This window comes from Litoreibacter roseus (genome assembly GCF_009811795.1).
Lineage (GTDB): Bacteria > Pseudomonadota > Alphaproteobacteria > Rhodobacterales > Rhodobacteraceae > Litoreibacter > Litoreibacter roseus.
On sequence record NZ_BLJE01000003.1, the window covers coordinates 342287 to 355213 of the forward strand.

The following is a 12927-nucleotide window of genomic DNA, read 5'->3' on the forward strand; positions in this document are numbered from 1 at the left end:
TCCTCGGCTCGACGAGAACGCTGAAAGATCAGGTAGGCTCATAGAAACAGAGCTTCACCAATATGAAGACGTTTACGACGAAATACAGTTTTTCAGAAAACGAGGCACGCATCCGTAACCCCGGAAAACTGAAAGACCGTTTCTACCCAAGGCGTGCCCGCCTTTGGAGGCATTGCTTTGCAAGAGGTGGCCTTACTCAGCTGCCTGGACCTGCTGTCCAGATGTCCGACCCAGAATAACGGACATGGCCTGTACCAAATCCGTTGACGCGCTTTTGCAGTATGCATCCGCACGATACGCGACGTGTAAGTCAGGCCGGACCAGAAGCGCGCCGCTGTCGGTCGTGCCGCTTATGCGCAAGAGGCGAACCCGGTTCTGTCGCTGATGGCGGAAGACAGCATCGCGAAGATGGCCAGCACACTTAGTCGCGTGCGGAATTGCCCTACGGACATCGATGTGCGGTCCGATGCGCTCTATGGCGCATGGCTGTGCGCATTGTGTCTTGGGGACGGTGGCGTGGCCTTGCACTAAAAGCTTTGCCATGTGTTGCGCGGGTCTTTTGATCTGCCGCACGCTGACACACACATGTTCGTCCTGCCCGACGCACTTGCGTACAACGCGCCAGCGACCCCGCACGCGATGGATGCCCTGCGACGTGCGACCAAGTCGGACAAACCAGCCAGAGTGTTTTTCAGATCGCGAAATTTGCTGGTGTTCCGACCTCTCTCAAAGATTTGGGTATGCCATAGCCCACGCGATCGAAATCACGCTAGAGAACCCGCACTTCAACCAGCGTGCCCAAGAGCGCGACGCATTGGAAAACCTGCTCAACAACGCGTGGCACGGGGATGAGCCCAATGCGTGGAAACCACCGGCGTCCTGCGTTTTGGCGATCCGCCGGTCCGTGGTTCGCCGCGCGGCATTTATGCCGCGCATCGTCGGGCATGTCTTGGCTGCGATAAATCATGACGGCAGCATTGTAACGGGCAGCATGTCGCCGGGCGATTGGGCACGAGTGCTTCTGACCTTCCTTATGCCCTACACTGTTTCGACGATCCGTCGGTTCTCGCCATTTTTGAACAAAGACGCATGGTCGCCGCCATGATCCCTGTCGATCAGGCGGCCGAACAACCGCTAGTTTTCGAGCGCTTCGATCATTTCGACCCGCGTCGCATGTCGGCCTCCTTCGAAATCAGCGGTCAAAAACGCATCCACTATATCCAAGGCCAGTCCTTCACCCACCACGCGTGCCCCAAGCGAGAGCATGTTCGCATCGTTGTGCTGTCGGATCATACGGGCAGAGAAGGTATCCGCGCAGACACCGCACCGGATGCCTTTGACCTTGTTTGCCGCGAGCATAATGCCCTGACCTGTGCCGCACAGAATAATGCCGAGCTGGCAATCGCCGGACGCAACCCGTCGCGCGGCGGCCTCGCCATGGGTGGGATAATGTGTGCTTTCAGGGGTTGTTGGTCCGATATCGACCACATCCCATCCTTGGGCCTTGATATGCGTGACCACGCTCTGCCTAAGTTCAATGGCAGCGTGATCACTGGACAAAACAACGCGGTTCTTTGCAGTCATAGAGATCTTCCCGTTTCCCGAAGACATGTCGCGGTCTGGCCGTGTTTGGTTTGGCGCTTTGTGTAACGGTATTTCCAGTATCCTTCGAGCAATAACATGAGCGGCATATCAACCCGGGATCGCATACTGCCGTGTTTTACTGTCGCTCAAGACGGCCCCGCTGACGCTCGCAACATTCGGTGTGTACCGGCCCTGGATGAAGACGCGGCTGCGCCGTTGGTATTGGTCATCGATCAAAATTGGGGGTGACCCGCTGGAATATGCAGGGCGCGGCTCCGAAAAATTTCTTGGCTTCCTCGTGGTCATCGCCTTTTTGGGCTTCTACATCGCCGTTGTGAACAGCGTCTTGATGTTCCTGAGCTTCCGGTTTCTCTATTCTGAGAACGGCGGGGCGGTGCTGTCGGTTCTTCTAATTGTGCTGGGCTGCAGCTTAGAGCAAAATTTGCTCTACGGTCTTTATCTCACGGTACCTTCGATGATTGCAGGCTGGGCCTATTTCCGCGCAATCAGTTTTCGCCGTCTGACAAACCAGAAAACGGTCGGTGGAATGACGCTTGTCGCGCGTCCCGCCGAGACGAAGATCGTCAAGACATTCGTCTTCGGATTGTTGGTGGTCGGGCTGTTTTGGGGGGCGGCGACCTATGGGATCACCACCATCTTCCGCGACGGTTTAGCCAACATGGATATGAGCGCCCTCATGGCGCTGATGACAGACAGTACCGCGCAGATCGTTCTATTGGCGCTTATCTTGGGGTGTTCAGCCGCCGTTTACGTGATCTGGTCTCAAAGCGGACCTGCAGCTGCAGGGCGTTCATGGACTCCAAAGCGGGACAAAGCGGCCATCTGCCGTTCGCGGCTAGATGTCCGCTTTTTGTGTGGTCCTGCTATGTACTGCCTGTCGTGTTTTTATCTGTGCTGGAAATCGCTGAAATCCGTGCGACCGCGACGACGACGATCACGGCACCTATCCATTGCAAGACACCCAGACGCTCCGCGAGTATGACCCAGGCAAGCCCAATGGCGAAGACGGGCACAAGGCTAAGGTAGATGCCTGCTTTTGACGCTTCGGTTTTCTGCAAGCCGATCAGATAAACGTAGAAAGCCGCGCCATAGTAAATTGCTCCGGTTCCAAGGGCTGATCCAACGAGGAATGGGGTTCCGATCCGAGTAGGGGCAAGCCCGGCCCAAGCCGCACCTCCCCAGATTACAGCGGAAAGAATGAAAGCTGTCGCCTGAACCACGATCAGGGCAGTAAGGAAATCAAGTTTACCGCTCAGGCCTCGCATCCAGACTGTGTAGATCGCGGCACAGACAGTCGACATCAGCGCAAACGCAAGCCCGGCGAACCGAAAGGGAGACGCCTCCGTCGAGCCACCCACGACAATGACGATAACCCCACCGACGGCTGCGAAGCACAATATGGCCACCGCCGGACTGAACCGCTCACCCAAAAGCACCCATGCCAGCCCCAGCATCAAAACCGGCTGCGTTGCAAAGACCACAGATGCCTCGCTGGCCGAAACCAGAGCGAGCGCCATGATTGTCCCAACTGAGCCAGCGCCAAGAATGATTCCTGCAAAGGCAGGGCGAACCAAATGCGCAAAGGGCTCCATTCTCCATCCTTTTGCGAGCCGAACGGTGACCAAGAAGACAACACCTCCGATCAGTTGCAGCGTTAAGAATGGCAGAGGGTCGATTGCAGAAGTTGGGCTGCTATCCAAGGAAAGCAGATATTTTGCCAAAACGGAGCCAAGTGCGAGTAGGAAGGCGGATGCAACAAAAAGAAGATGTGAAAGCGGCATGGCAGGTCCTGTTTTCCTCAACCTCAATGTTGCTATCTGATTTCTCAAACGATCATTCTTCCCTTTTGCATTACTTTTTGTAATGTTGGGGTATGCTCCCCAATCTCACCGCCCTTCGCGCCTTTGAAGCAGCTGCACGGCACCAGAGCTTTTCCAAAACCGCCAACGCCCTCGGCGTGACCCCTGCTGCGATCAGCCGGGCTATTCGACGGCTTGAAGATGATCTTGGGTTTGATCTGTTTGACCGGTCGCACCGCGCGGTGTCTCTGACAGAGGCAGGCACGCGATATGCGCAAAGGGTGACAGAGGGTTTCAGGCACCTTACAACGGAAAAAGCAGAGCAAACGCCCGGCAGACCCACCGTGACGCTGGACGTTGAAGCCACGTTTCTGCGGCAGTGGATTTTGCCGCGATTGTGTGAAGACTCTTTCAGAGACCTCCAGCTTTCGCTGAACATCCGAACCCATCACGATCCACCAAGGGTTATCTCACCCACTGCCGATATGGCCATTGTCTGGGGGTTTGCGGACTACTGGGGCTTTAAACGCCAGCGTCTGGTCTCGCCAAGAACCATTCTTGTGTCAACGCCAAGTTTGGGCATCTCTACGTTGGCTGAGGCTGCGGGCGGTACATTGATACACGAAGCGGATGATCACTGGTGGAGGCTCGTGTTTTCGGAAGCGGGGCTACCCTATCCTGACGCCACGCCGACGATCACCTTGAACAGATGCGACTTGCCTGTTGAGGCGGCGCGTTTGGGGCTGGGAATGGCTGTGGCCGATGATGTCATTGCAGAATATGAACTGAAAACGGGGGCGTTGGTCGGCGTTGATGGACCGCGTTTGGACAGCCAGGACTACTTCCTTATGTCTCGATCGAACGTTTCCGTGCCAGCACAGGCGTTTGCTGGGTGGTTGAAGGATCAAGCGCATGATTTTGCGGACTGGCAGAAATCGCTATAGTCCATTCGCTCTCTGTATTGCGGACATTGTTGCATGGTGCAGCATTATGCACTTTGGGGTTCAGAGGGGACCTGCGGCGATGCAGCGGAGCCAAAACTCCTGGAGATGACAGAAGTGCGGGACGAAGCATGGGTAATCGGGCTGACCGGGTTGATGGGTCAGGCTCTTGATAGAGTTGCAGGATGTTTCTGCAATTTGAGGAGAACGAAATGGATTACTATGCGGGTTTGGATGTGTCGTTGCGGTCGGTGGCTGTCTGCGTGATTGGCGCTGACGGCAAACACATCTTTGAGCGCTCTGTTGCGAGTTCCGAAATCAAGAGCTGGGGCCTACGCCTGATGCGCCGCAAAGGCCGCCGCCGTGCTCTGGTCGCCGTTGCCAGAAAGCTGGCCGTCATCATGCACCGCATGTGGGCTGACAACACCGAGTTCCGTCATGGGAAAATGGAGGGAATTGCATGACCTGATACCCCTTCCTGAAGCCAAAGACGGGATCGTCCCTCACCGGACGAGGTCTGTGCCCTCTCGGGCATCTGAACATGCCCTGCCTGGTAATAGATGACGCCGAAAAAGCTCACTGCGCAACTTGAAGCGCGAGACTAAGTGGGGCGCTCCACACCCAATCCGACACATGCATGCAGCGGTCCAACCGAACCGGACCATCAATGACTGCGAAGAGAAGTGTGACCCGGATGAGAGACAACGATCCCTACAGCACGGAAATGAAAAGATGAAATGAACTTGACCCAAACGCCCGATTAGAGAAGCGGGCTTTCGCTGCGGTTGCGCCAATGGCAGCTTCCGTGTTGGTGGTGAGACGGGCCGCTGAATTCAGTCGACGCCGGTGACAAGAACCCCGTAAGTTCGCGGGTGGGATATCACGATCAGTCATGCAACTGTTGCGAACGCCTGCTTTGGAAGACCCCCAAGCAGCGAGCTGGTTTTTAAACGGTGCACATTCTCTGAAATCAACGAAGCTCCGAGGAGAAAACTGAATGAAGCAGATCGCCCTGACAACCGCCGTCATAGCCGTCGCAACCGCAGCCCCTCTAACAGCTGAGAACCGGATCGACGGTCAATCGCGGGATGCGCCCGAACTTGCCGCTTATGGCGACCTGCCTGTGGGGGTCCGACAGATTGAGTTGGTTAATCAGGATCAGATCGACATTCTGGCTGTTGATCCAACCGGCGAGACGCCCACAGAGTTTCCGAGATACGATCGCCCCCTGACGGTTGAGATGTGGTACCCTGCAGCCGAGGGGGCGACGGGTGACACATCTCTCAAAGCCTATCTGCGGGACGGAACGACGGAAGTGACCCTTGAAGGTCGGGCAATGCGTGATGCGGCCCCGGCGGACACAAGCGAGCCGCTTCCGCTGCTGATCATGAGCCATGGCTATCCCGGAAACCGTTTCCTGATGTCTCATCTTGCAGAAAACATCGCCTCCAAGGGGTATGTCGTGGCGTCCATTGATCATACGGATTCGACCTACCGCACGCAGGCCGCGTTTGGATCAACGCTGGTGAACCGGTCGCTGGATCAGTTGTTCGTTCTGGACGAGATGGCTCGGATCAATGACGATCCGACCTCGGACCTGTCTGGACTTATCGATGCGGAAAACACCGGTCTGCTTGGCTATTCCATGGGGGGCTATGGTGCGATCATCACCGCTGGCGGCGGTGTGACGGAAACCTCGGTTGGTTATCCATGGGGTGCGCCACAAGGCACGCTGGGCATCCATCAGGCGGGCAGCGAGACCCACGAGGCGCTTCCTGATCCCCGCATCAAGACAGCCGTTGCGATCGGGCCATGGGGCATGAACACCGGGTTCTGGGACGCCGAAGGGCTGGCAGGGATCGAGGTTCCGATGCTGTTCATCGCAGGCTCGGAGGACGAGACCTCGCTCTATGAAGAGGGCGTGCGCGCGATCTGGGAAGGCGCCACAAGCGTAGACCGCGCGTTGCTGACATTTGACGGAGGCGGCCATAACACCGCCGCCCCGATCCCCGCCCCGGAAGAGAGCTTCTATTTCAATGAAAGTCTCGGGTTCAACGTCTCGGAACACTACACGGATGCAGTGTGGGACTCGGTCTTCATGAACAATGTCGCGCAGCATTTTGTGACATCTTGGCTGGACGTCGAACTGAAAGGTGATGCCGATAAGGTGGCCTATCTGGACCTGCTGGAGATTGGCAGCGATGGCGTCTGGTCTGTGAACGAGGACGGCACCTTTGGGGAAGATCACAGCTATTGGACGGGCTTCGGGGAAGGCACGGCTGATGGCCTGCGCTACGAGGTTCTGGGTGCAACGCTGGCTCCGGTTCCGCTGCCTGCGTCAGTCTGGATGCTGGGGCTCGCTCTTGGTGGCCTCGGCTTTGTGCGGCGCAAGCGCGGCGTCTGATTGCGATTGCAGGGGTGGGCAGATAAGCTCCACCTCTGCATCCGAAAATCCAAAGGGTGCGATCATATCCCGGTGTGCGGATGTTCCCAAAAACGCTTCCAGTACGGCATCGACGTCACGTCTTAACTCATCGTCCTGCAAGGCGAACGCAAAACAGCCAAAAGCTGGAGGTTTTTCTGACGGCGGCACCCGAACCAATTCCACCGGCCAATCGGGGTTCTGATTGAGAAAACCGCTATGCGCCCGCGCTACGCTGGCATAGGCGTCGACATCTCCCTGCAGTACCGCTTTCGCCGCCTCCGTGTATGTTTCAAACACTGCGACCTGGTGTTCGGCAACACCAAGATGGATCGCGGAACGATGCTGAACCTGATCTCGGACAACAGCGATACGAGCGTCACCATGTCCAGCCACCGAACGGTATCCGCCAAGGTCCAAAGGATTGCCTTCGCGGACGAGCAGTCCATCTGACAAAGCCCAGATCGGACGACTGAAGCTCGCGGTTTCCCGACGCTCGTCCGTTGCAAAAAGCCCGGTGGTCATATGCCAGAGCCCCGCTGAAATACCTAGTAAGAGTTGCGCAAATTCGGTCTCGACAGGCTCGAATTTCACGTTCAGGTCTTTGCAAATATATCTCGCCAATTCGACATCGCATCCGGTGACGTGACCTCTGGCGTCAACGTAATTGAATGGTGGTTCGATGAGATAGGCGAATTTCATGGGATCTTTCCGTCGTCATAGCTGGCAATTTTCACGGCCAGAATACGCTCACATTTTTCAAGATTTGCGCGCTTGGCTTTCAGCGTGTCTGCATGCTCCAGCAGAATTTGCCGTCGCTCGGTGATCCCGGCATCGCCTGATTTTGCGAGCGTTGTGAAACGGCGCATTTGCCTCAACGACATTCCCGTCTCGCGCAGCCAGTAGAGTAATGTCATCCATTCAATATGACGCTGCGTAAACTCGCGGTGTCCACTAGAACCGCGCGGAATATCCGGGAGCATACCGGAGCTTTCATAATATCGAATGGTATGCGCCGACAGCCCGCTGGACTTCGCGGCCTCTGCAATTTTCATCTTAATCAAGCCTCCTCTTGCAGTCCTTCGTAGCGTGTTCGAGGAACTCTAAGTCAATGCGCGTTGATCAGAAATGTGCGGTTAAGCCCTTAGTGGCAGGGATGCTCGTATCTCAGCCTTTCGAAGCGGGTGTCGCGGCGGGCTAATTTCCGCTGATGGGCCGGAATGCTCGTTTACCATGTTGAATTCAATGCGAATATGAAAAACACTTCACGGGTAAGATATTAGTCTCCTTTACCATACCAAGCCATTATTAACGCGATGCCAAGTCCTGCACATGCGCTGCAGGGCACTTTTCAGAGTTGGCGATCCCCAAAAACATATTGGCCTTCAACGGGCCTTAATTATTGACACAGGGAGTGCGGAAAATGCCGTCTCAAACCCAAATTAATGACCAATGGTGGATTAACGATCAGACCCCAGACAACCCCTATGGGAAAAGCGAAGATTACGATGCTTATCTCGACTACCTCGGCGCGCTGCCCCGCAGCCTGTCGCCGGATCTTGCCGCGGAACCGCTGGTGATCAATGTAGAAGAACTCAACAATCATCCCGACTATCAAGCCGCAGCGGTTGGTGCCCTTGAAATGTGGGCCTCCGTCACACCTCTGGAGTTCGAGATTGTGGACGATGCGCCTTTCGATCCCGAAACCGACTGGATGCAGATTGTTAGCCCCGAGATTGGCGAGCCGAGTGATGGCAGCGCCTTTTCGAGCAACCGGTATGTCAGTGTCGGTCAGCGCTTCCATGATACTGAACCCAATCTGACGGATATCGGTGGCTACGTCTTTGATACCTTTGTTCACGAATTCGGTCATGAGTTCGGTCTGAATCACCCGGGCCTCTACAATTACAGCGGTCCCGGCGGCGTTCAGATCAACTATCTGAACAATGCGACGTGGACCTACGACAGGCAGCAATACAGTGTCATGTCCTATTTCGACGGGATTGACGTGGGCGAAGAAACCCGCTGGTCGGCGTCAACGCCGCTTATCGCGGATATCGAAGCCGTCATTCGGCGCTATTTCTCGACCGTTGATGAGGACGGCGTGCGGACATATGAAACCATCGACCTCAATACTGGCGACAACGTCTATGGTTTCAACAGCACGGAATATGGATACGAACTGACGTCATCGGGAATGCAGCGCGACATCGGATTTGTTATTCATGACACGGGCGGAACCGATACGGTCGATTTCTCTGGCTCGACGGCAGGCACAATTCTTGATCTGCGGGCCGGGCAGTTCTCAAGCGTCAATGGTCACAACAACAACGTATCGATCTTCGACGGACACAACACCGATGAGACCGAGTATTACATCGAAAACGGTATCGGCAGTGACCATGACGATATTCTGATCGGCAATGACAGCGCCAACGTTCTCGACGGCCGTGGTGGTGGCGACCGAATGGCAGGTTACGGTGGCGACGATGTCTACTTTGTGGACTCCCTCGACGACATCGTGCGGGAGGAAGAGAACGGCGGCAACGACACGGTCGTTTTGATGTCGCGCGATCTCGACATTGAGGAAATCGCCAACGTCGAGAATATCATTTATGTCGACGGAACGACGCCGCAGCCAGATGACAATGGTGGAGAGGAACTCCCAAGTGTCGGCGACAACACCCTGACCAGCATCATCTTCGGCGACGACAGCAGCGAAACGCTCGATGGCGGCGCAGGGGACGACACGATCTTTGGCATGGGCGGTGACGATCTTATCATAGGTGGCCGCGACTCCCTTGCCAGCCGCGACATCAACAACACGATCGCCATCGAGGATCTTGAGGACCAGACCGAGAGTGATGATGGGAATGATACCCTTTACGGCGGGGCCGGAAACGACACCATCCTCGGCGGACAAGGCAATGATATCCTTGATGGTGGCGACGGCGACGACATGTTGCGCGGGCAGGAAGGCATCGACATCTTCCGGGGCGGTGATGGCATCGACACCGTTGACTACAGCGGCGAAAGCCCGTTCCAACTGCTCGTAAACCTCGAAATGAATTTTGCCAGCGGTGGCACGGCATCGGGCGATACGTTTTACAGCATCGAGAACCTGATCGGCTCTGACGACCGGATAGACCGTTTCGTCGGCACATCCGCGGCGAACCATTTCTGGGGCCAGGGTGGCGGTGACTACTTCACCGGCGGCGATGGCGATGACACCCTCGATGGCGGCAATGACGGCGATATTCTCTATGGCGAGGGTGGCGACGATACGATGATCGGCGGCTCTGGCCAGGATTATATTGATGGCGGTGAGGGCACTGACACGGTTGTCTACGCCGGAAGCTCCAGCGGGGTGACGGTCGATCTTGCGAGTGGCACAGCCACAGGCGGCGACGCGGATGGCCCCGTCCAGATCGTCGGGCGCGGCACAACGATCCGCCACGACATCCTTGTCGATTTGGAAAACGCCGTTGGCTCGTATTTTGACGACCATCTTATCGGCGATGATGGTATCAACGAATTGTCCGGCGGGTCAGGTGACGACATCATGACGGGCGGCGGCGGCGCTGACATTCTGAATGGTGGCGCTGGCAGCGATACGGCGGATTATGCAGATGCGATCAGTGGGGTTCGACTGAACCTGCGGCGCGATGGGTCCGAAGGCGACACCTATAAATCAATCGAAAATCTCGCCGGTTCGGGATTTGACGACCGGTTGAGAGGTGACAGCGCCGCCAACGTTTTGACGGGTCAGGGCGGTGACGACCGGATCAGAGGCGGCGGTGGCGATGATACGCTGCTTGGTGATTTCGCGTATCAAGGCGATGCGCCACCCACAATCGGCATGGGCAGCGGCTACACTACGCTTGGGCCTGACGCGACGAACAATTCGATCGCAACGGCCTTCGACATCTCGGACAACTTCTCTCTGACGGAAGATCCGGACATTTTCGACTCAACGACGGTGCCGCACACCACCGTTAATGCCACAGGCAATGGTTTGGGCGGATATTACAGCATTGATCTGGCCGCCGGGACTGTCATCTCAATCGATATTGATGGCATTGCTGATCCCAATGTCCATGACAGCTGGGTCAGGCTGCTGGACAGCAACGGTGATATCGTGGCCGAGAATGACGATGGCGGCGGCGACCCTGGCTCCACCAGCATCCGGGACTCAAGCACCGTCTTCGTCGTTGAGGAAACCGGGACTTACTACATTCTGGAAGGCAGCTGGACGCCGGAATCTGAAGAAGGCGGCTGGACCGAAGCCATTCCGGAAGGGTCCACCTACGAGTTGAACGTCTCTGTCGAGGCACCACCCGCACCGGCCCAACCGGGGGAGTCCGGCGAGGACAGGCTTCATGGTGGCAATGGGAGCGATCTGTTGGATGGTGGGCTGGCCGCTGACGTGATGACGGGCGGCCGGGGCGAGGATTCCTTCCGGTTCTCGACAGCACTTGGCGAGGACAACGTCGACCGGATCACGGATTTCAACGTCGAGGATGACCTGATCCTTCTGGACAGCCTCATCTTCACGGAAATCGGCGAGGTCGGCGCCCTGTCGTTCGGCGCGTTCTATCAAAGCGCCACAGGCGTCAGCGAAGATATGGACAACCGCATCATCTACGACACAGACGATGGCGCGCTGTCTTATGACGCCGACGGGGCCGGCGAGGTTGAGGCAATACAGTTCGCGCAATTGAGCGCAGATCTGGATCTGTCGGCGAACAACTTCATCGTGATCTGATGAGTTGGGGGAAGGGGCCTTACGGTACCTTTCCCCATCCGTCACCAAAGAAGACAGGGGCAGAGTTTGCGATGAAGCATCTCATCAATCGTTGGAAAATCGTTCTGGCCGCCGGGGCTGTTGCCGCTCTGGCGGTTGCGGCACAGGCTATGGCTCAGCCAAGCAATCTTCGCGGGACAGTCAATTTCGAGGGCGGTGCAAAGATACCGGAAGGTCAGATCGCGATTTACATCGATGACCCGGCAATTCCGGACACCACCCCGAAGCACAGCGTCACATCAACGCTGATCAAAAGCGATGGCGGAGAGCAAGCGATAGTTTTTTCCGTTCCCTTGCCGGAAAGCTCTGCCGCATCGCCGACGCTACAGATCATTGCACGTTTGGAGCGGGAAGACGGTTGGCTGCTTGCGCGTGGCAGCGCACAGGTTGAGAAGGGATCGTCCGTCACTATCACGCTCAACACCGCTATGTATTGAGAAGCTGCCGCTTCTTCGACAGTGAGATAAGACTGCTTTATTCGCCGAAGAGATCATTTATCGGATCCGCGTGGTGCATTGGTGAACCGACGCTGTCTCAGCATTGGACATTTCAAACCGACACGCACTGCATTAGCTTGGCGAGGGTGCGTTGGGCTGCGCCCTGTGGCTATCCGCGTGATACGAGAGGTTGGTTGCTATGCGGACATTTGATGAAATTCTCGCAATCAGTGTGGGCCGCAAAGGTGACGAGGTCAGCATCTTTGACGGGTTCGAACCGCCGAAACCCCCCGCAGAGTTGGCGTTAGTCCCGGATGACCGTTGGCTGGCGGGAATGACCCGTGCGATCTTCCAAGCCGGGTTCAACTGGAAAGTCGTCGATCGCATGTGGCCGGGGTTTGAGGCGGCCTTCGCGCAGTTTGACATTGGTCGAAACGCGCTGATGAGCGAGGACCGCTTCGACGAGCTATGCAAGGACACCTCCATCGTCCGCTATCCTCAAAAGATCCAATCTGTTCAGCAAAACGCCGTTTTCATTCAGGACGTCGCGAAAGAACATGGCAGCTTCGGCGCCTTCATCGGCAACTGGCCTCAGGCCGAGTTCTCCGGGTTGCTGGAGCGTCTCAAAAAAGACGGAACCCGCCTTGGCGGAACCACCGGGCAATACTTTCTGCGGTTCATGGGTGCCGATGGCTACATCCTGTCAAAAGACGTCACCGCGCGGTTGATTGCCGAGGGTGTCATCGACAAGCCGCCCACGTCGAAGGCCGCCCTAGCGGCGGTCCAAAACGCAGTCAACACATGGAGCGGTCAATCGGATCGCTCTCTCAAGGCAATCAGCCGGGTTCTTGCCACGAGCTGTGGCTGACCGGTGCGGTATATAGAAAGCTGATCGGGTGTCTTTGCCATAGCGCCCTCA

At 56.5% G+C, this 12927-nt stretch carries 13 protein-coding genes and 1 pseudogene; 9 read left to right on the forward strand and 5 right to left on the reverse strand.

Going from position 1 to position 12927, the window contains the following annotated elements:
- Window positions 1–192: 192 nt before the first annotated feature.
- Window positions 193–438, reverse strand: coding sequence for an aromatic-ring hydroxylase C-terminal domain-containing protein (locus tag KIN_RS22695; RefSeq protein WP_373281670.1), 246 nt, complete (start codon window positions 436–438; stop codon window positions 193–195).
- Here KIN_RS22695 and KIN_RS15560 point away from each other — a divergent pair.
- Entirely contained in the window at window positions 385–531 is a 147-nt protein-coding gene (locus KIN_RS15560; protein ID WP_159808712.1) for a hypothetical protein, read from the forward strand. The two genes, KIN_RS22695 and KIN_RS15560, sit on opposite strands and share 54 nt — an antisense overlap.
- A gap of 283 nt (window positions 532–814) precedes the next feature.
- Window positions 815–1105, forward strand: a complete 291-nt coding sequence (gene nrtS, locus KIN_RS15565; RefSeq protein WP_159808714.1) for a nitrate/nitrite transporter NrtS — start codon at window positions 815–817, stop codon at window positions 1103–1105.
- A 29-nt stretch (window positions 1106–1134) separates the two neighbouring features.
- Here the strand turns inward: nrtS and rpiB are convergent, their stop codons facing one another.
- Complete coding sequence (gene rpiB, locus KIN_RS15570; RefSeq protein WP_159808716.1) at window positions 1135–1584, reverse strand: ribose 5-phosphate isomerase B; 450 nt, start codon at window positions 1582–1584, stop codon at window positions 1135–1137.
- 160 nt (window positions 1585–1744) lie between these two features.
- Between rpiB and KIN_RS15575 the strand changes: the two genes are divergently transcribed.
- The gene (locus tag KIN_RS15575; protein ID WP_279285279.1) at window positions 1745–2587 is read left to right on the forward strand and encodes a DUF898 family protein; all 843 of its coding nucleotides are present in this window, start codon (window positions 1745–1747) and stop codon (window positions 2585–2587) included.
- Here KIN_RS15575 and KIN_RS15580 read toward each other — a convergent pair.
- A complete protein-coding gene (locus KIN_RS15580; RefSeq protein WP_159808720.1) occupies window positions 2469–3386 on the reverse strand; it encodes a DMT family transporter in 918 nt (305 codons plus the stop codon). The two genes, KIN_RS15575 and KIN_RS15580, sit on opposite strands and share 119 nt — an antisense overlap.
- A 92-nt stretch (window positions 3387–3478) precedes the next feature.
- On the opposite strand from KIN_RS15580, the gene KIN_RS15585 reads away from it, so the two are divergent.
- The 3 genes and pseudogenes from KIN_RS15585 (at window position 3479) to KIN_RS15595 (ending at window position 6749) form a co-directional block, all read left to right on the forward strand.
- Window positions 3479–4348 carry a LysR family transcriptional regulator gene (locus tag KIN_RS15585; RefSeq protein ID WP_159808722.1) on the forward strand — a complete coding sequence of 290 codons (870 nt, stop codon included), beginning with the start codon at window positions 3479–3481 and terminating at the stop codon, window positions 4346–4348.
- Between the two features lie 350 nt (window positions 4349–4698).
- A pseudogene (locus tag KIN_RS15590) lies at window positions 4699–4809 on the forward strand (IS110 family RNA-guided transposase); the annotation flags it as partial.
- A 533-nt stretch (window positions 4810–5342) separates the two neighbouring features.
- Window positions 5343–6749: an alpha/beta hydrolase family protein gene (locus KIN_RS15595; protein ID WP_174239129.1), complete on the forward strand. Its 1407-nt coding sequence runs from the start codon at window positions 5343–5345 to the stop codon at window positions 6747–6749.
- Here KIN_RS15595 and KIN_RS15600 read toward each other — a convergent pair.
- Window positions 6684–7469 (reverse strand): transporter substrate-binding domain-containing protein, encoded by a 786-nt coding sequence (locus KIN_RS15600; RefSeq protein WP_159808724.1) that lies wholly within the window; start codon window positions 7467–7469, stop codon window positions 6684–6686. The genes KIN_RS15595 and KIN_RS15600 overlap by 66 nt on opposite strands.
- Complete coding sequence (locus tag KIN_RS15605) at window positions 7466–7822, reverse strand: MerR family transcriptional regulator (protein ID WP_159808726.1); 357 nt, start codon at window positions 7820–7822, stop codon at window positions 7466–7468. The genes KIN_RS15600 and KIN_RS15605 overlap by 4 nt, the downstream gene beginning before the upstream one ends.
- Before the next feature lie 368 nt (window positions 7823–8190).
- On the opposite strand from KIN_RS15605, the gene KIN_RS15610 reads away from it, so the two are divergent.
- The 3 genes from KIN_RS15610 (at window position 8191) to KIN_RS15620 (ending at window position 12876) form a co-directional block, all read left to right on the forward strand.
- Complete coding sequence (locus KIN_RS15610; RefSeq protein WP_159808728.1) at window positions 8191–11532, forward strand: M10 family metallopeptidase C-terminal domain-containing protein; 3342 nt, start codon at window positions 8191–8193, stop codon at window positions 11530–11532.
- 71 nt (window positions 11533–11603) lie between these two features.
- Window positions 11604–12008 carry a hypothetical protein gene (locus KIN_RS15615; RefSeq protein ID WP_159808730.1) on the forward strand — a complete coding sequence of 135 codons (405 nt, stop codon included), beginning with the start codon at window positions 11604–11606 and terminating at the stop codon, window positions 12006–12008.
- Window positions 12009–12207: 199 nt separating this feature from the next.
- Complete coding sequence (locus KIN_RS15620; RefSeq protein WP_159808732.1) at window positions 12208–12876, forward strand: DNA-3-methyladenine glycosylase I; 669 nt, start codon at window positions 12208–12210, stop codon at window positions 12874–12876.
- The last annotated feature ends 51 nt before the right edge of the window (window positions 12877–12927 follow it).